At 43.6% G+C, this 17,763-nt stretch carries 18 protein-coding genes and 1 riboswitch; of the genes, 2 read left to right on the forward strand and 16 right to left on the reverse strand.

What is annotated here, in order from left to right:
- Positions 1 to 274: 274 nt before the first annotated feature.
- Entirely contained in the window at positions 275 to 1,126 is an 852-nt protein-coding gene (locus tag IGI86_RS11065; protein ID WP_008378897.1) for an Rgg/GadR/MutR family transcriptional regulator, read from the forward strand.
- Between the two features lie 72 nt (positions 1,127 to 1,198).
- Here the strand turns inward: IGI86_RS11065 and IGI86_RS11070 are convergent, their stop codons facing one another.
- The 4 genes from IGI86_RS11070 to IGI86_RS11085 form a co-directional block, all read right to left on the reverse strand.
- A complete protein-coding gene (locus IGI86_RS11070; protein WP_430617284.1) occupies positions 1,199 to 2,425 on the reverse strand; it encodes a glycoside hydrolase family 3 protein in 1,227 nt (408 codons plus the stop codon).
- A 130-nt stretch (positions 2,426 to 2,555) separates the two neighbouring features.
- Positions 2,556 to 3,086: a folate family ECF transporter S component gene (locus IGI86_RS11075; protein WP_005234846.1), complete on the reverse strand. Its 531-nt coding sequence runs from the start codon at positions 3,084 to 3,086 to the stop codon at positions 2,556 to 2,558.
- Positions 3,087 to 3,112: 26 nt separating this feature from the next.
- Positions 3,113 to 3,214, reverse strand: a riboswitch (THF riboswitch).
- Between the two features lie 230 nt (positions 3,215 to 3,444).
- The gene (locus IGI86_RS11080) at positions 3,445 to 3,627 is read right to left on the reverse strand and encodes a hypothetical protein (RefSeq protein WP_005225550.1); all 183 of its coding nucleotides are present in this window, start codon (positions 3,625 to 3,627) and stop codon (positions 3,445 to 3,447) included.
- Between the two features lie 31 nt (positions 3,628 to 3,658).
- Positions 3,659 to 4,924 (reverse strand): MFS transporter, encoded by a 1,266-nt coding sequence (locus tag IGI86_RS11085; protein WP_016613551.1) that lies wholly within the window; start codon positions 4,922 to 4,924, stop codon positions 3,659 to 3,661.
- A gap of 222 nt (positions 4,925 to 5,146) precedes the next feature.
- Between IGI86_RS11085 and IGI86_RS11090 the strand changes: the two genes are divergently transcribed.
- Positions 5,147 to 5,803: a Crp/Fnr family transcriptional regulator gene (locus tag IGI86_RS11090; protein ID WP_034872302.1), complete on the forward strand. Its 657-nt coding sequence runs from the start codon at positions 5,147 to 5,149 to the stop codon at positions 5,801 to 5,803.
- A 54-nt stretch (positions 5,804 to 5,857) separates the two neighbouring features.
- Here the strand turns inward: IGI86_RS11090 and IGI86_RS11095 are convergent, their stop codons facing one another.
- The 12 genes from IGI86_RS11095 to IGI86_RS11150 all read right to left on the reverse strand — a co-directional run bounded on the left by IGI86_RS11095 (position 5,858) and on the right by IGI86_RS11150 (position 17,760).
- The gene (locus IGI86_RS11095; protein WP_016613552.1) at positions 5,858 to 6,250 is read right to left on the reverse strand and encodes an OsmC family protein; all 393 of its coding nucleotides are present in this window, start codon (positions 6,248 to 6,250) and stop codon (positions 5,858 to 5,860) included.
- Positions 6,247 to 7,137, reverse strand: coding sequence for an ATP-binding cassette domain-containing protein (locus tag IGI86_RS11100; protein WP_016613553.1), 891 nt, complete (start codon positions 7,135 to 7,137; stop codon positions 6,247 to 6,249). Before IGI86_RS11100 ends, IGI86_RS11095 begins: the two co-directional genes overlap by 4 nt.
- Complete coding sequence (locus IGI86_RS11105; protein ID WP_016613554.1) at positions 7,137 to 8,015, reverse strand: ABC transporter ATP-binding protein; 879 nt, start codon at positions 8,013 to 8,015, stop codon at positions 7,137 to 7,139. Before IGI86_RS11105 ends, IGI86_RS11100 begins: the two co-directional genes overlap by 1 nt.
- Positions 8,016 to 8,018: 3 nt before the next feature.
- On the reverse strand, positions 8,019 to 8,849 hold the full coding sequence (locus IGI86_RS11110; RefSeq protein WP_016613556.1) for an ABC transporter permease: 831 nt from the start codon (positions 8,847 to 8,849) through the stop codon (positions 8,019 to 8,021).
- On the reverse strand, positions 8,849 to 9,808 hold the full coding sequence (locus tag IGI86_RS11115) for an ABC transporter permease (protein ID WP_005234830.1): 960 nt from the start codon (positions 9,806 to 9,808) through the stop codon (positions 8,849 to 8,851). The genes IGI86_RS11110 and IGI86_RS11115 overlap by 1 nt, the downstream gene beginning before the upstream one ends.
- Before the next feature lie 72 nt (positions 9,809 to 9,880).
- On the reverse strand, positions 9,881 to 11,461 hold the full coding sequence (locus IGI86_RS11120; protein WP_016613557.1) for an ABC transporter substrate-binding protein: 1,581 nt from the start codon (positions 11,459 to 11,461) through the stop codon (positions 9,881 to 9,883).
- A 51-nt stretch (positions 11,462 to 11,512) separates the two neighbouring features.
- Positions 11,513 to 12,343, reverse strand: a complete 831-nt coding sequence (locus tag IGI86_RS11125; RefSeq protein ID WP_430617285.1) for a MetQ/NlpA family ABC transporter substrate-binding protein — start codon at positions 12,341 to 12,343, stop codon at positions 11,513 to 11,515.
- 255 nt (positions 12,344 to 12,598) lie between these two features.
- Positions 12,599 to 13,693 (reverse strand): aminotransferase class I/II-fold pyridoxal phosphate-dependent enzyme, encoded by a 1,095-nt coding sequence (locus tag IGI86_RS11130; protein WP_016613558.1) that lies wholly within the window; start codon positions 13,691 to 13,693, stop codon positions 12,599 to 12,601.
- Positions 13,683 to 14,882 (reverse strand): MalY/PatB family protein, encoded by a 1,200-nt coding sequence (locus tag IGI86_RS11135; protein WP_430617286.1) that lies wholly within the window; start codon positions 14,880 to 14,882, stop codon positions 13,683 to 13,685. The genes IGI86_RS11130 and IGI86_RS11135 overlap by 11 nt, the downstream gene beginning before the upstream one ends.
- Entirely contained in the window at positions 14,872 to 15,840 is a 969-nt protein-coding gene (locus IGI86_RS11140) for a homoserine O-succinyltransferase (protein WP_016613560.1), read from the reverse strand. Before IGI86_RS11140 ends, IGI86_RS11135 begins: the two co-directional genes overlap by 11 nt.
- A 399-nt stretch (positions 15,841 to 16,239) precedes the next feature.
- Positions 16,240 to 17,010, reverse strand: coding sequence for a C39 family peptidase (locus IGI86_RS11145; RefSeq protein WP_016613561.1), 771 nt, complete (start codon positions 17,008 to 17,010; stop codon positions 16,240 to 16,242).
- 138 nt (positions 17,011 to 17,148) lie between these two features.
- Positions 17,149 to 17,760: a hypothetical protein gene (locus IGI86_RS11150; RefSeq protein ID WP_005225537.1), complete on the reverse strand. Its 612-nt coding sequence runs from the start codon at positions 17,758 to 17,760 to the stop codon at positions 17,149 to 17,151.
- Positions 17,761 to 17,763 lie beyond the last annotated feature (3 nt).

Below are 17,763 nucleotides of genomic sequence, written 5' to 3' on the forward strand. Positions count from 1 at the left end.
GGGCGTTTGAATGCGCGAATGAACAGTAACTTATTACGTGAAACCACTTATACTTTTTTCCTGTTAAAAAATCAATTGCTAACCAATCACAAAGGATCGATTATTTGAAGAAAGAAAAAACGTTAGCCATTAGTTCTACAACTTCCCAGGGAAAACTAAAAAAATCAAACATCCATTTCTCCTCCTTTAATTGACTTTCTTCAAGTTTACCCGCAAAATAAAGCTGTAACATATTTGGACTATTTTTCCGTCCACTTTTTTTAGGAGGGATTTTTTGAAGGCCAATGACTTGTTAAAAGAGTTACGAACGGAACGAAATATCTCACAGCGAAAATTGGTTGAGAACATTTCAGAACGCAGTACACTGGCAACCTTTGAACAAAAAGGGCATCGCATCGCCTTTGATATTTTGCACCAATATTTGGACCGCTTAAATGTCACCTTAGAGGAATTTGAGTATCGCTTGGATGACAATCAAGTCAGCGAGAAAAAACAGCTATCCAAACAGTTGACCACCGCTTACTATGAAAGCAATTATTCTGAAGTACTCTCTTTGATCAACAAAGCCCAAGCACTGTATAAAACCACGAAGGATTTTTTCTATTATGTATTGTATAGTCAATTCTTTTTGATTTTAGAGAAAAAAGGCGTAGTTACCGACGAGGAAGAACGTTGCATCATCGAAGCGACCATCAAGAAATACTTGGAACGAATCGACACGTGGGGAAAGTTTGAAATCTCCTTATTTACCAATCTGCTTTTCCTTTTTTCTGACGAGTACATCTTGTATCAAATGAAACACCTGAATAAAAAAATTTTTTACAGCAATACGCTAAGTATCAATTATCAAATCTACACAAAATTGCTGACGAATGCGGCTTTCTTGTTTATCGATCGCAAAAAACCTGCCGAGTTGGCGCATGTGCTGACGTATCTAGCCGATCACCTGCCGCCGGACAATGATCGTATCCGCCTGATGATTCGTTATTTCGAAGGCATTTACGCCTTGTTCCAAGGAGATCGTACGCTGGGAATGGCCACGATTGAAAAAGCCTTGGACTATCTGCGATTTATTGGACAAGAAGCCTTTGCCAAAGAATTAGAGGTACTGGCTCATAGTATCTAAAAAAAACCTGCTGCTTCCTCTCAGTAAGAGAACGACTCTCTTACACGGAGGAAACAGCAGGTTTATTTTTTCTTAAAGTAAATGCAATGCTTCTTTCCAGAGCAAAACTCGTTTGACGGAAGCATTCAAATCAGCTTCCAAATAGCGGCCATCTTCAACCGCTTGTACGACAAAGGGGATCTGTTCTTGGTAGGTAGATGAGATCACTAGATCATTTCCCGCCTGCAACGCCTGTAATGCGGCTTCATTTTGCGGAATGAACTCAGAAAGTCCTGCCATATCCAAGTCATCCGTCATGATGACCCCTTCAAAATGCAATTCATTTCGGAGCAACTCATGCACGGGTTTTGAAATAGAGGCGGGTACAGTGTTATCGATACTATTGACAATCGTATGGGCCACCAAAATACTATCGGCACCAGCCTTGATCCCTGCGGCAAAAGGCAGAAAATCCGTTTCCCGCAGTGCAGATAGCGGGCGGTCATCGGTGACGATGGCGACATGCGAGTCACGATTGTTGCCATAGCCGGGAAAATGCTTCAAGGTTGACCCCACTTGGTGTTTCTGCAAAACATGAACCACACGTTCTACAAACGCACTCGTGCCCTGCGCATCCATGCCAATGGTTCGGTCGTAGATAAAGGACTGCGGATCAGTGGAAACATCGGTAACGGGAAACAGCCCGGCATTGATGCCATACGCTTTTAAAATTTCCGCTTTCTTTGCTGTATCTTCTTCGATCGCCGACCATCCACCTTGGGCATATAGCTGTTGTGGTGAGAGAAAACGCTGATCCGTAAGGTTCGGATTGCGGCTGATGCGAGTCACCGTGCCCCCTTCTTCATCCATACCGATCAACAGCGGAATGGCGCTGGCTGCTTGGTAATCTGAAATTTTCTGTTTCAAGCTCTCCGCCGTCTCATTTTCGGTATCACGGCCGAATAACAGATAGCCGCCAAAGTGATAGTTTTGAAGTTCTTCGATTTGATTGCTTTCAGGTACACGGACAAAAAACAATTGCCCGACCTTCTCCTCCAAACTCATCGTGGCGATTTTTTCTTCTATTGCCTCTTCTGACTGTTCTTGCGTGGAAGTTGAAACAGAAGGTGACGTGGAAATTGAGGTGGTTTCTTGGCTTGCACTGCTTTCTTCCTTTGTTTCGTCTCTCGAGCTGCTTTGCTGGATCACGGATGACTCCTCCGTTTGCTGTTTTTGCTGTTCTATCACCCACTTCATCCCTCCCATTGCTGCTAAGACCAAGAAAAGAAACAGTCCCATAGCGAGTCCTTTTTTATTCATAGGTTCACCTTCCCCTCTAAACAAGTTATTGAGAATGACTAAGCCCATCCTTAGAAAGAAAAAAGTGAACCACTGACGAAATATTCGCAGATGATTCACTTCAATGGATGTTATCGTTCTTTTTTACTCGTTAAACGAACCGTCGGATCAGCCGTTTGTATGGTACCGCACGCCCTACGATGTAAATCAACGCAGTTTGTATCGGGAACATGATGACTGCTTTTAGCAAGCGGACCGACCAGATGGCCCAGCTTGTCAAAGGAATATTCAGCATCATAGCTAACCAGATCGGAGTTAAGATCAAGGTTATCAAAATAGTATTTAACAAGACGACCGTTGCCGCTCGTTTTAATGTGACTTCTTTCCGATAGAAGAAGTAGCCATAAATCAGTCCACCAACAAAGGCATTGATGGTAAATCCGAAAAAGTAGGCTGATTTTGGAAAAATCACCATTCCTGCGATATCGGCTAATGACGATCCAACTGCGGTCCAAAACGGACCAAACAGCATACCCATGATCAGCTGTGGTACAAAGGAAAATGTGATTTTGATATAGGAGGTTTCAAACCCCAAGATTTGCGACAAGACCACCATTAAGGCAATCAAAAGTCCCATGACCGCAATCATGTGTGCATCGACTTTTCTTTTCATAGCGAGCATCTCCTTTTAGAGTTGCTACAAATTCATGCAGCGAATGCGAAAATAAAACCGCGAACGAATGACCGTTCTTCGTCCGAAAGGCAACATCCCATCCTTTCAGCACTTAACGCTTTATTTCCTACTCTGATTTTTATTAGGTATTACTACCCAGACACACTATAGCATACAAGCGCGGACTGCCACAATTTTTCTTGCTTATTTTCTTGTACAAACTCTGCCAATGTTCGCTTTTCTTTTTTGCGCATCAAAAAAACGCTTTTCTTATGTGAATTTTTCTGCCACTAGTAAGTGAGCAACAAACATTCTCAAAAAAAGCGTTCATTCCTGTTTCTTGTTTCATTTTATGCCTTATGACAATTTATCCAATTAAATTGTCATTGATCAATACCGATTTGATGTCGCGTAATTGATGATCGATAGCAAGTTGTTCATGGGTCATCGTTGCGGTGACCTCTTTCATAGCGTGCATTTCTTCATTTAATTCGTTGATGTTCGTCACTAATTTGTTCAATGCTTCAATAATCAATTGATTGTTATCCATGGTGAAACACTCCTTTTTGTAATGGTTGAGGTCATTCTTCTTCGTTGATTGGCTGCTTCAAAGTACCAACGGCGGCAACTGCGCGTTTCGTTTTATAAAACAATTTGTATAAAACAAGAACGACGACTGGGATCAGTCCGCATAAGATGTAGATCTGCGAGTAATCAAACAGACCGTGCAAGCTTCCTAATGCATAGGGACCTACGCCTAAGCCGAGGTCCAGCCCGATGAAATAGGTGGAGAGCGCTACGCCGACACGGTGAGGATCGACCTCTTTTAGACAAACGGCTTGGCCATTCGACATGAAGGTGCCATAGCCCAAGCCGACAAAGCAACCCGCAAGCAACAACATCCAGCTGTTGCCGGTAATACTCAATAGGAAAAGACCAAGGGTCAAGAAAAGAAAGCTAGGATACATGACCGCATCTGCGCCATGGCGGTCAAATAGTTTGCCAGTCATTGGTCGTGTGAAGGTCACGGAAAGTGCATAGACGATGAAGAAAAAAGCACCGGCCGTTTCTAACCCAAGGTCACTGGCGTAGATTGACAAGAAGCCGAGAACACTGGAATAAGCCAACCCGATCAAAAAGGCAATCCCGGAAATGAAAAAGACTTTTGGTTCGACAAAACTTTTGATGGACCATTTTTTTAGTTGTGCTCTGTGTTCTTCTGTTAATGGGATGTTTTTGACTGGGAACCAGAAACACGCGATGGCTGTTGCGATTGATAAGATGGTTGCTAACCAAATAATGAAATCAAAGCCGACGGTCGGTAATAATAGCATGCCAATAAAAGGCCCGACTGCCGCTGCTAAACTGGTACTTAATCCATAGTAATTGATCCCTTCGCCATGTTTGGAAGCTGGGATATATGCTGTGACGATCGCATTAGCCGCAGTTGAGACAGCACCATAAGCAAAGCCATTGAAAAAGCGCACGGTATCTAAAATGTAGATGTTGACCGAGATTAAATAGGCAGCGGTGGTAATAACATAAAACAAAATCCCCCAGCGCAAAACGGCTTTGCGACCGACTAATTCTAAAATTTTTCCGACATACAAGCGAGCGATCAAGGTCCCGATGATGTAGATCCCCGCTGCCAAGCCAGCTTGTGCGGTGGATGCCCCTAACTCCTGAGTGGCAAATTTCGCAGTGATGACGACAAAACAATAATACACGAGAAAGACGATAAAATTGATCAAGGTAATCGTGATAAACCCTTTGTTCCATAGTTTTTCATTTTTGGTTGACGGCGTCGAGCTGACGATTCCTTCTTGATTGGTTTCCCTGTCTGACATGTTTCTTCCATTCCTCCTGTTTGTGCTGTGATGCGTTTTACTATACCGAAACTTCCTCTACTCGAAATGCGCTTTTGCTGTTAAAAAAGAGCATTAACAAGAAACATTAACATTTGTTATTGCTTTTTCACTAGAAATGTCTTTTAATGAAGCTTGAATAGAGGATATTTCATCTTTTTTTCAGAAAATGTTGGGTTGGCATCAAGTGAAGGAGTAACGCGGGTGGAAAAACAGATATTACGTGATTATTTAGAAAAACAAGCAATACCGATCGTTATCCGTAAGAAAAAGAGTTACTTGACGTATGAGGGGATCCCGGATCGGTACGTCTATATTTTAAAAAAAGGCATCATCAAAACTAGCGTAGTGACCCATGAAGGGCGCGAATTCAACTTGCGCTATTTGACGGATTTCGAGATCGTCTCTTTGTTTAAAGACGAATCCTCTCAAGAAGTCGAAGCCCCTTTTAATGTGCGGGTTGAATCAGAAGAAGCCGAATTATACAAAATCGTGCGGGATCAATTTTGGGCTGATGTCAATCGTGACCGTCTGCTACAGGATTATGTCAAAGAGTATTATCGGAGAAACTTGATGGATACGATGAAAAAGATGCAGCAAATGCTGATGAACGGCAAATTCGGTGCTGTCTGTACCCAAATCAATGAGCTCTATGAAACTTTTGGGGTTCAAACAACAGAGGGCGTCTTGATCGACTTTGAAGTCACCAATGAAGAGATCGCTCGCTTTTGCGGCATTACCTCTGCCAGCAGTGTCAATCGAATGATGCAAAAATTACGAGAATCTGGCGCCCTAAAGAGTGTCGATCGCAAACTATTAGTGACAGATATCGATTTTATTCGGGAGAATATTATTTATTGATCAAAAAAGACTTTGTACGCCTTTTGGTTTCAGGCACACAAAGTCTTTTTTCGATTAAATAAACGTCACTGTTTCCGTCACTTCGATCGCTGGATCTAATGATTGGATCACGGGGCAATTTGGTGAAACGAGTTTTAGGCAACGCGTCGCTTTGTCATGGTCGGCTTCAGCGATTTTCGCATAAAACTGAATGTGGATAGCACTGACTGGTTGGGCTTTTTTGTTGTCGTCCCGGTCATAGCTGACTTCGATCTTTTCGATTTCTGCTTCAACCTTTGAATTCTCTAAGACAGATGCGTATACATAGCCGCCGCAAGCAGCTACCGCACTCACAAGCATTTGGACTGGCGAATAGCCTTTTTCCCGTGCTAACACCCAATTGCCAGTTGGGGTCGTCATTTCAAATTTGTCGCTTCCTTGATGGATCGTCAATGTTTCTACTGTCATCGTTTTTCTCTCCTCACAAAATGATCTGGTTCAACTTCGACCCATTCATACAATGGTGTCAAAGTAATCGTGCTTTGAATTTCCGTTTGTTCCATCGCACCTCTTGCTAACACAGGATCAGCGATCGGCGCTGCTGCTAATAATTTCTTCGTGTAAGGATGCAGCGGATTTTCAAACAAACGGTCGGTAGGTGCCAATTCAACTAATTTCCCTTGATACATGACGGCTGTTCGATCACTGATATGACGAATCACGGACAAGTCATGGGAAATGAATAAATAAGACAATGAAAACTCTTTTTGTAGACGCAGTAGCAATTGGATAATCTGAGCCTGAATGGAGACATCTAATGCCGAAGTCGGTTCGTCACACAAGACGAACGCCGGGCGATTGACCACCGCACGAGCGATACCGATCCGTTGCCGTTGTCCGCCGCTGAAACTGCGAGGCAGTTTATGGACGTCATCACCGATGATCCCGACGATCGCTAAGATTTCTTTGGCTTTCGCTCGAGCAGCATCTTTCGTTTCATGATACAACGGCTCCATCACCAGTTCAAGTGCTGTCATACGGGGATTCAATGATGAATACGGATCTTGGAAAATGATCTGCATTTGCTGATACGCTGCTTTGCGATCTTCTGCCGTCAATGCTGTTATCTCTTTGCCTTCAAAGAAAATCTCCCCGCTTGTTAAGGTCTCTAAATTTAAAATACTGCGTCCTAAAGTGGTTTTCCCACTCCCAGATTCCCCCACTAGCCCCAATGTCTCGCCCCGATGGATCGTTAGGCTGACATCTTCGACCGCTCGGACTTCACTGACAGTGCCGCGCCAGTTTTTACTGCGAAAGATTTTCGTCGCATGTTCTACGCGAATCAGTTCTTCCATTATTCTGTCACCTCCTGATTGCGCCAGACGCGATGTGTCTTAGATAGTTGCGTTTCTTGCAGTTCATCTGCCAATGTCTCATGATAGTCAAAGACTTTTAATTCGGCATGCTTGTCGCCTAAATGGGCCGCCTGCAATAATTGTTTCGTATAAGGATGTTCCGGCTGATAAAAAATTTCTTCCGTGGTTCCTTCTTCCACGACTCGGCCTTGATACATCACTTTAATAAAGTCGCACATTCCTGCAACGACCCCAAAGTCATGGGTCACAAGGACGACGGAAAGCTGGTTCTCTCTTTGCAGGTTTTTGATCAATGCCAAAATCTGTGCTTGGATCGTCACATCTAAAGCCGTTGTCGGTTCATCTGCGATCAGCAATTTCGGTTGCGCCAACAAAGCCATGGCAATCATCACCCGCTGACGCATCCCCCCAGATAGCTCATGAGGATATTGTTTCATGCGTTGTACTGGAAAAGGTATGCCGACTTTTTCTAACTCTTTGACGGCGATTTCTTGTGCTGCTTTTTTCGATACTTTTTGTGAGCGGCGAATCACTTCGATCAAATGATAGCCAATCGTGCGCAAAGGATTTAACGAAGTCATCGGGTCTTGAAAAATCATGGCGATCGGTAATGTTCGACGATCGGTCACTGCTGCTCCTTCAAATGTATAACTGGTATAGTGATCGGTCACTTTATCAGGCAAAAGATCCATGACGCTTTTCATGGTCATACTTTTGCCGCTGCCAGATTCGCCAACGATCCCAACGACTTTGCCCTTAGGAATTACCAGATCAAGATTTTTTACTAACGGTTTCGGACCGGTTTTGCTTTGAAATGTCACATTCAACGCTTCGATCGCTAATAACTCTGTCTTCATCGGTCACACCTCTCTCTGCAAGACATGTTTGATCATGTCGCCGATATTGTTAAAGGAATAGATGGTGAAAATAACAAAGAGCCCTGGAAGAATCGCCATGTATGGTGCCCGCTGCAAGCTGTTTTGCGCGTTTTGCAACAGACTGCCCCACGAAGCCATCGGTTGCTGTATTCCTAAGCCTAGAAAACTCAAAGCCGATTCGGTCATGATCGCTCCTGAAATACTTGCAGATGCCGCAACGATCAAGGTAGGAAGCACTGCTGGGAAAACATGCTTCACGATAATACTAAATGAAGAACGTCCGATAAATTTCCCGTAAGCGACATATTCCCGTTCTTTCGCCGCTAACGTTTCACCACGAATCAAACGAGCGATGTTCATCCAGGAGAAGCCGCCGATCACAATAATAATCGTGGTTAGTCCGGGACGTAAAAAGACGCTCAAAACGATCACTAACACCAACCAAGGAATCGATGACAATACATCGACGAGCCGCATCAGCAGGTTGTCGATCCAACCGCCAAAGTAGCCAGAAACAAGACCGACAAGAGTCCCAATAAACGTCGCTGTGATCATTGCCAAAACACCTACAAACAATGATACCCGACCGCCGTAGACGACCCGAATAAAGTAATCTCGCCCCACTTCATCGGTTCCAAATAAATGAGACCAACTCGGCGGCTGTGACATGTTGCTGACATCCGTTGTATTAGGATCGATGGGGATCAAAGGTGCAACAAGCGACAAAATAATCAATAACGTCAGGAAAACGACAGAAAAGGTATAGATGGGCGAAGCAAGCATGACTTCACTGATTTTTTTGAAACGTTTCATTACTTACTCCCTCCTTTACGGATACGTGGATCAACCACGGAGTATAATACATCCGCTAACAAATTCCCTAAGATGACCAGTGTTGCTGACAACAGCATGATGGCCATGATCACAGGATAATCGAGGCTTTTCGTCGCACTCATCAAGTAAGGGCCGACGCCCGGCCAGCCGTAGATCGTTTCTGTAATGATCGCACCGGTAACTAACATCGGCAACGCCAAGCCGATTTGGGTGACAACAGGAATCAAAATATTTCGACTAATATGACGGCTGAAAATCTGCCATTTGCTGGCATGAAATGCCCGTTGCACCATCACGTAGTCTTCTGAAACTTGTTGTGTCGCTGATGCGCGGATATACCGCGTCAAATCTGGAAAGAAGGCGACTGTCAATGTGGTATAAGGCAAAATAAAATGCTGCAGAAAATCGCCAAAATCCCCTTCTTTACCGACCGTATACATGCCAATGATTGGAAACATATTTAATAAGTAACCAAATACATAAATCAAGATCATCGCAAACCAGAAGGTCGGCACAGCGATCCCTAGAGATGCCACAGCGTCAATGATTCGATCCCAAATTTTTCCTTTGTTGGCAGCAGCCAACAGGCCCAAAATGATGGCCAACAACAAGGCAGTCAAATAAGCGGGGATGACTAAGCGCATGGTATTGGGAATCCGAGTCGCAAGTTCTTGCGAAATACTACTTTGAGACACCAAAGAAAAGCCAAGATTACCGGTAAGAATATTTCTGATCCAAAGAAAATATTGAACCAGAAAGGGTTGATCCAAGCCATAGCGCTGCCGCAAAAGATCGATTTGCTCTTGCGACATATTGGGTGTCGTGATGGAGTCGATCACATCATACGGTGCGATATGTATAAGTGAAAAAACGATAAAAGAGATCACAAACAGCAAAGGGATTGCTTGCAATACTCGTTTTGCAATGTATCGAAACATAACTGACCTACTTTCTTTTTCATAGAAAAAAGCTGTGATAAAAAAGATTCCTCTTTATCACAGCCAATGGATTTACTTGATTGTCAATTTAGACATATCTTCGAATGTATAGATTGGGATCAAACCTGCATCTTCTACATTACCAATTCGGTTATTGACCGCTAGGATTTTCTTGTTGTCAACGATTGGGTAAATGATCGCTTCGTCAGCAATGGCCTTTTGCAAATCATCATACAATGCTTCACGTTTGTCCGTGTCTAATTCAACTGCTGCTTGGGCAAACAAATTGTCAATGGTTTCGCTATTGCTTTGGAAGTAGTTGGCACTACCGCCAGTTTCAAATAGACTGCCGTATAAGTCAGGGTCATTTCCCATGATATACCCACCAAGGAATAAGTTGTACTTCGTTGAATCAGGTTTCTTCAACTCGGTAAAGATCGCTGTACCATCGCCACCTTCAAGTGTAACCGTTATGCCTGCTTGTTGCAATTGTTGTTGGATCAACGTAGCTTGGATCGTTTGGGCTGGATCGGTTGAGTTGAAAGCCAAATTCAATGACAAATCAGTCACCCCAGCTTCTTGTAAAAGTTCTTTTGCTTTTTCAGCATTCGTCTCATATTTTTCAACATCATCAGTAACGTATGGATTGTTTGGTGGCAAGAATGAATATGGTGTTGCGTAATACTCTTCATCTAAATACGCCGCTTGATTTAATTCATCTTTGTTCAACGCATAGAGAACTGCTTGTCGAACTTTCACATCTTGCAAAGCATCTGAGTGAGTGTTCAAGCCTAGATAACCGACACGGTTTTCAGTATAAGGATAAACAGAGATCTGCTCATCATCTAAATCTTCAATATCTGAAGGCAAGACAACGGCTGCATCCACTTCCCCTTTTTGCAAAGCGACTTTCGCAGTATCGGTACTTTCGATGATGCGCAACGTCACATTTTGAATCGAAGGCTTGCCGCCATAATAGTTTTCATTGGCTTCAAAAGTAAAGTACTCACCACGTTTGTATTCTTTCAGTTGATACGGACCAGTGCCGACTGGTTTTTCAGGCAGTTCACTGACAGAGAAGTCGGTAACATCTTTAAAGATATGCTCGGGAATGATGTATGTTTCGGTTGCAATATTGCTGATCGCTGCCGCACTCGGTGTCGGCAACACGAATTTGACGGTGTATTCATCCACTTTTTCGATCGCGATTGGTTGGTCGTCGACCCAAAGGGAATCGGCATTGCCATTTTCTTTTTTGACTTTTTGTTCATATGTGAAAACAACGTCATCGGCGGTAAAGTCTTCGCCATCTGACCATTTCACATCTTGTTTCAAATGTACTGTCAATGAAAGGCCGTCTTCAGCTGGTTCCACTGATTCTGCCAACGCATTTTGTGTTGTTCCGTCTGCTTCCACTGTAACTAGTGGAGAATAGATCATGTTTGTCACTGTCAATCCCCAACGATCACTGGTGTTGATCGGGTTAGTGGACGATGGGTCCCCGCTGATCGCATAAGTGAATGTTGAATCATCCCCAGCTCCAGCTGCACTACTGGTTGACGTTTCTTCTGTATTTGATCCACCGCAGGCTGCTAGAACAAATCCTAGTCCAACGACGGCAACACTTGCTAAACCTTTTTTCCAATTTATCATTTTTCCATCCTACTTCCTGTTCCTATATAGTTAATAGTCGTTTTTTGATTTTTATTCCCATACAGGTATACTAGATTTCTTTGTTACTTCCTCGATGATTGCTTTTACTTCATCGGTCTGATAATATCGAACGACCGTTTGGTAAACGTCATTGTCTGCTTCGTCTGCTCGCGCAGCGATCACATTATAATAAGGCTTGGAGGAATCAGCCACAGGTTCTAAGAAAATCGCATCTTCTGTAGGAACCAAACCAGCATCGACGGCCATGCCATTATTGATCAAAGAAATGTCGACATCGGTCATTGCCCGAGCAGTTTGATTGGAGTCAAGTAGCTCAAATTTCAGGGCTTCGGGATTGTCAATGACATCACTGGTTGTTGGCAGTAAACCTTTTGATTCATCCAAAGTAATCAAACCGGCGGTCTGTAAGAGTAATAGTGCACGGCTCTCATTTGAGACATCATTGGGTAAAGCCACCGTAGCACCATCTGCCAATTCGTTGACATCGGTGATTTTATCGGAATAAATACCAAGTGGGTTTAATGTCGTATAGGCAATCGTCGTGTTGGAATAACCACTTTCTTCGTTGACATTGTCCATAAAAATCTCCGTCAATGCTGCGTGAAGGTCAATTGAGCCATCCTCAAGCGCCACGATTGGCTGACGATAATCGGTGAATTTCACCAATTGCAAGTCGATATTTTCGTTTTCCTTCAATTCTTCCTGCACATGTTCCCAGGCTTCGTTTTGCTCACCCACGACACCCAATTTGACAACGGTGGCTTCCTCATCTGCTTGACTGCTGCCGCAAGCGGCGAAGCTGAACAATGCCAGCAATCCAAGAGCCCCTGTTGCCAATCCATTTACTACGTTTCTTTTCATCCCTTTTTCCCCTTTTGTTCCCTCCTCAGATCAATCGTCCCGTTTTCTTGACGTATTGCTCAACTAGACCAATTTCACCTCTGTTTCTCAAAACAAATTGTTTTTTCAAAGGAGAAATGGCAAATGCCTGTTGCCGTCAACCGAAAACATCGGACTCACTATTCATATGTAGTGTAACTTTATCCTATACAACTAAAACTGTCAATAAAATTACTCTACAAAAGTAAGTTTTTAACTAGCTGATCTGTGGTCGGGTTATTTGAATATCTTCAGTGCATTTTCTAAGTCATCGATCAAATCTTTACTACTTTCGATCCCAATGGAGATCCGTAAAAGATCCGGCGTCAATCCATAAGATTCTCGTACCTCTTGAGGAATATCGGCGTGAGTCTGTGTCGTTGGATACGTGATAAGACTTTCCACACCACCTAGGCTTTCTGCAAAGGTAAAAACCTTTAATGCCGCTAAGAAGCCGCTGATTTTGGTTTCATCAAGCACCCGAATACTGATCATCGCGCCGGCATTCGGGTACAGCACCTCTTTGATCGCCGGATGGGCTCGTAAAAAACGGCCGACTTCCTTGGCGTTGGCTTCCTGTCGTTCAAAGCGCAACGGCAGCGTCTTTAAACTTCGGATAAATAACCACGTATCAAAGCTGCTCAAAGTCGGGCCTGAAGTATTGGCTAAATAATTCAAACGCTCCCCTACTTGCGCATCTTTGGCGATCACGACACCAGCCAAAATATCATTGTGGCCAGATAAGAATTTGGTGCCTGAATGGATCACTAGATCCGCGCCTTCTTCTAATGGCAACTGCCGTAACGGCGTCAAAAAGGTATTATCCACGATCAATAGTGCCCCATGATCGTGAGCAAGCTTGGCGGTTTCAGCAATATCCGTCACGGTCATCAAAGGATTCGTTGGGGTCTCTAAGAAGACAGCCGTTACCTCGTCAGTTAATTTTTCACTTAATTCGGCTAAAGTACTGAAGGTATCGAAAAAGGCCCGCTGGCTATTTTCCAGTTCCGCAAAATAGCGAAAGCTACCGCCGTACAAGTCACGAGAAACCAAAAAGCGGCTGCCGCTGGCAAATAAATCAAAAATCAAAGCGATCGCACTCATGCCAGAGCTGGTCACTACTGCCCGAGCCCCTTTTTCTAATTCGGCAAGGCCAGCTTCTAAAATATCCCGGGTCGGATTTTTGGTCCTAGTATAATCATAGCCGGTACTTTGCCCCAATTCAGGATGTGCAAAGGTCGTGGAAAGATAAATTGGCGGGCTGATCGCCCCGGTTTGCTGATCCGAATGATTGCCTAATTGGGCGAGAAAAGTTGCTGTATCAATGGTCATGTCGTTCCTCCTTTTTGATTGCCTCAATCAAACGATCAAGGGCTTTTTGAATGATCGTTGGTGTTGTCGCAAGATTCAGACGAATCATGCCCTGACCGTCTTGTGAAAACCATTCCCCATAGTCGACTGCCAGACCGGCAGTATCTTGGATCACGTGCTTGGTTCGTTCTTTGGCGATGACTTGCCGCAGATCGACCCAGAGAAGATAGGTTCCTTCTAATGGCAGGAGCTCAATTTTGGGAAATGCTTCTTGCAGTTGCTGGCGGACCATTTGTTCATTGGCAGCAATCACCAAAAGCAGGTCATCTAGCCATTGATCCCCCGATTCATACGCGGCTTTCGCAGCCACCAATCCCAAACGATTGACTTCCATCTGCTTGTATCGTCGGCACCAAGCCTGATAGGCTCTGCGCATCTCTAAATCAGGAATCCAAACATGAGAGAGTAACAATCCTGCTAAGTTGAAGGTTTTTGAGGGCGAATCCAGAACGATCAGCTTCTCAAAGCCGAACCCCTGTGCCACTGTCACGGCTGAAACAAATTGCTGCTCACCGAGTATCAGTTCACGATGGATCTCGTCGGCGATCACGACAACCTCATGTTTTTGGCAAATGGCCAATAACTGATGCAGTTCTTTCTCTTGCCAGACCCGCCCTACTGGATTGTGGGGGGAGCAAAGAATAAATAGTTTCACTTTTTCTTCAATGATTTTGCCTTCAAAAGCAGCAAAATCGATTTGATAGGAATTCTTCACCTTTTGCAAGGGTGCTTCTATCAAGCGCCTTTTCGTCTCTTTGATGCTGTCAAAAAAGGGATAATAGACGGGCGGCTGGATCAAGATGCCATCGTCTCGTTCTGTGAAACAATGAAGCAAATCAACCAAAGATTGGACGACCCCTGTGGAAAACGAGAGCCATTTTTCTTCGAATTTCGTCCCCCAGTGGCGATCTTGCCAAGCTTGATAGGCTAAAAAATAGCCTGAGGGGGGAATCGCATAGCCAAAGGTTCCTTGAGCAACCAGTTGCTGCAAGGCTTCTTCCACTGCCTTTGGCGCCGCAAAATCCATATCAGCTACCCATAAAGGCAAAAGCTTTTCTCCTTGGAACCGTTGATCCACAAGATCCCATTTTAAAGAATTGGTGCCTTTTCGCTGCCTGGCATAGTGGGAGAGAAAATGCTCAATCGTCATTGATACTCACCCGACCTTCTGGCTCACTGCCAATTCGGTAACCTTCTTTCGTCGGCATGACGGACAGGTCATACGGCGTTCGCAAATAGGTTTCATTTATCCAATTGCTGAAAAACAAAGAGGCATGTCCCCGCCAACGGTTGGTGATTTTTCCCCCTAAGCGGTCATAAGCAAAGTAATTTTTGGGCAACGCGGTATCTAAGCCCCGTTCCATGTCTCGCAAGTACTCTTCATTCAAGGTCGCTGAATGGTATTCAAAATGTCCTAGCAAGAAAACATTTTTATGATCTTCTGATACGAAGATGGAAGGCCCTGTTTCAACACCTGCTGCCAATATTTCTAAAGGTGCTTGGACGAGCTGGACTTCATCGATGCCGGTATAGCGTGAATGCGGTGTATAAAAGACGTCGTCAAAGCCCCGAACCAGTGGATGAAAATGCGTGACTGTTTGTTCGAAGACACCGAACAATTTGCTTTGGTACAATACTTTGTCGATACCGTAATGGTAATAAAGCCCCGCTTGTGCCCCCCAGCAAATATGTAGGACTGAAGTGCAATTCGTCTGACTCCAATCCATGATTTCTTGTAGTTCTTGCCAATAGTCAATGGCTTCGAATGCCATTTTTTCAACTGGGGCTCCGGTGATGATCAAGCCATCGAATCGTTGCGGCTGGATCACTGAAAATTCTTGATAAAACTTTTCCATGTGATCGACAGAGGTGTTTTTGCTTTCGTGGTATTTCATTTTTAGTAAAGTCACCTCAATTTGCAGTGGACTTTGGGAAAGTAAACGCAACAACTGATTTTCTGTAGCGATCTTTTTCGGCATCAAATTGACGATCGCGATTTTCAAGGGACGGATCTCTTGCTTCGCCGCTTTATGCTGCAGTAAGGCAAAGACATTTTCTTTTTGCAGGACCGCTGCAGCGGGTAATTCTTTGGGAATAATGATTGGCATTGCTTCAACCCCTTACAGATAAATTTCTTGTTGAAGAGAAAGCGAACAGTTTCGGCTGTGAAAAACAAAAAAAGCCGCCCTTTTATCCTTATGGATAAAAGGGACGACTTGATGCGCGTTACCACCCTAATTCGTGCTATTCTCACAAATAACACCTCAACAGTACACTATGATACTTGGCGCTGTAACGGGCGCATGCCGTTTTGCTGGCGTGAACCAACAAAAAAACTCAGAGCTCATCTTCACTGATCACCGCATGTCTCCTTTTTCACCAACCGGAGTCTCTGTACCTTTGTTGATCTGCTACTCTTCTCTTCAACGTTATCGAAATCTTTGTTTAATTTTAAAAAATTATAATTGTTTTTTCATTTACTGTCAACGGCAAGTTGAGACTTTTTCTTAGATTTCTTCTAAATATAAGTATTGCTGACCCATTTTTTCATAGATCGCTGCTAAGTCTTCTTTGCTGACTTCGCGATCCTTATGCCCATAAGGGTCGTTGACATACATCGTATCACCATCGATGCCAGTGATCACTACCGAATGGATCAATGCAGTCACAAGGATTTCGCCATTTTGGGTATTCCATTGAAAGAAATCAGCATCGGTAGGTACTTGTAATTCTAACGTCGCGATCATCCAAACTGGTTTCCCAGATTGCAGGACTTTGACGATCTCATCAAAACTTTTGTCTCGTCCACTAACGACTTCATATTGCTCTTTTACAATACTTTCGGCGACATCAGTGATCGGTTCTACGTCAACACCCATCGCGCTATCGCCGCCATAGATGTTTCCAACAAAGCCTTCTCGCGGATCTCCATGGTGATTATAATCCTCATAAAGTGGGACATACACTAATTCTTCTGCCAATTGATTTTTATTGGTATCAAATCCGTAAAAATTCAAGAGCATCGATAAAGCCGTTACTTCACAACCATTTCCTAACGTAACTTCATCGAATTGATTTTCTAACGGAACGTCCAATTGAATAACGTCACTGTATTCAGGCTCTGGTGTTTGTTCTTCATCCGAAAGTGCTAGTGTCAATTCATCCTCTATCTTTTCAAAGGGGGACTGCCCATTCTTACTGTCATAAAAAATCAGCAGAAAGAAGAGCATCAAGACGAACATACCTAAAAGTAACCGTTTTAACTTTTTCTTCTTCATCTACTTCCTCCTCTTTTATATTATAACTTATTTCTGTTTATTATTTCACTATAATAAACGTTTTAAGAGGGAGTATTTTCTTAATCTAAACACAAAAAAATAGACCCGTTTACGCAGCGGGTCTATTCAAACTGGCGCTTATGCCGCTTTCTTCTGTTTCTGAATAAAGCGTCCTTTTGCTTTTGAAAACGAACGAATATCAAATTGTTTGCTTAAGGCACCTGCAACAAAATAAGCCAAATTGAAATCGATCAAGCTATGGATCAAGCCACCGATCCCCATCAAAACGAACAAGAAATAGTAGAAATTGCCATCGAATGCTGTCCCTGGTACATTTCCTGTGAAGTAAAAGGCGGCAACGACTGCCATTTCAACGGCAGAATGAATCAGTCCGATAATCAAGTTAAAGCTCTGAAATTTGATATTCAATAAAGAGGGTTTGCCATTTTTCAGTAAAATATCTGGGTGCTTCTGTAAATAAAAGGCACCGATGACTGCAAAAACAACATGGGACAATGCCCGTAATGCAATGATTGGTGGTAGTGTTAAGAAAAAGCCAAAGGTCGTTCCTAAAGCTACAGCGATCGCCATCGCTGGTGAAAAGAACATCGCCACAAATACGGGAACATGGCTAGCTAAGGTAAAAGATGCAGGTCCGATGACGATTTTGGGCATTACCATGGGAATGACGATCCCCATGCCGATTAACAATGCAGCGATCGTTAAATGGCGGATGGAATGATTTTTCATTTA

Source organism: Enterococcus sp. AZ188 (assembly GCF_050544075.1).
Taxonomy (GTDB): domain Bacteria; phylum Bacillota; class Bacilli; order Lactobacillales; family Enterococcaceae; genus Enterococcus_D; species Enterococcus_D entomosocium.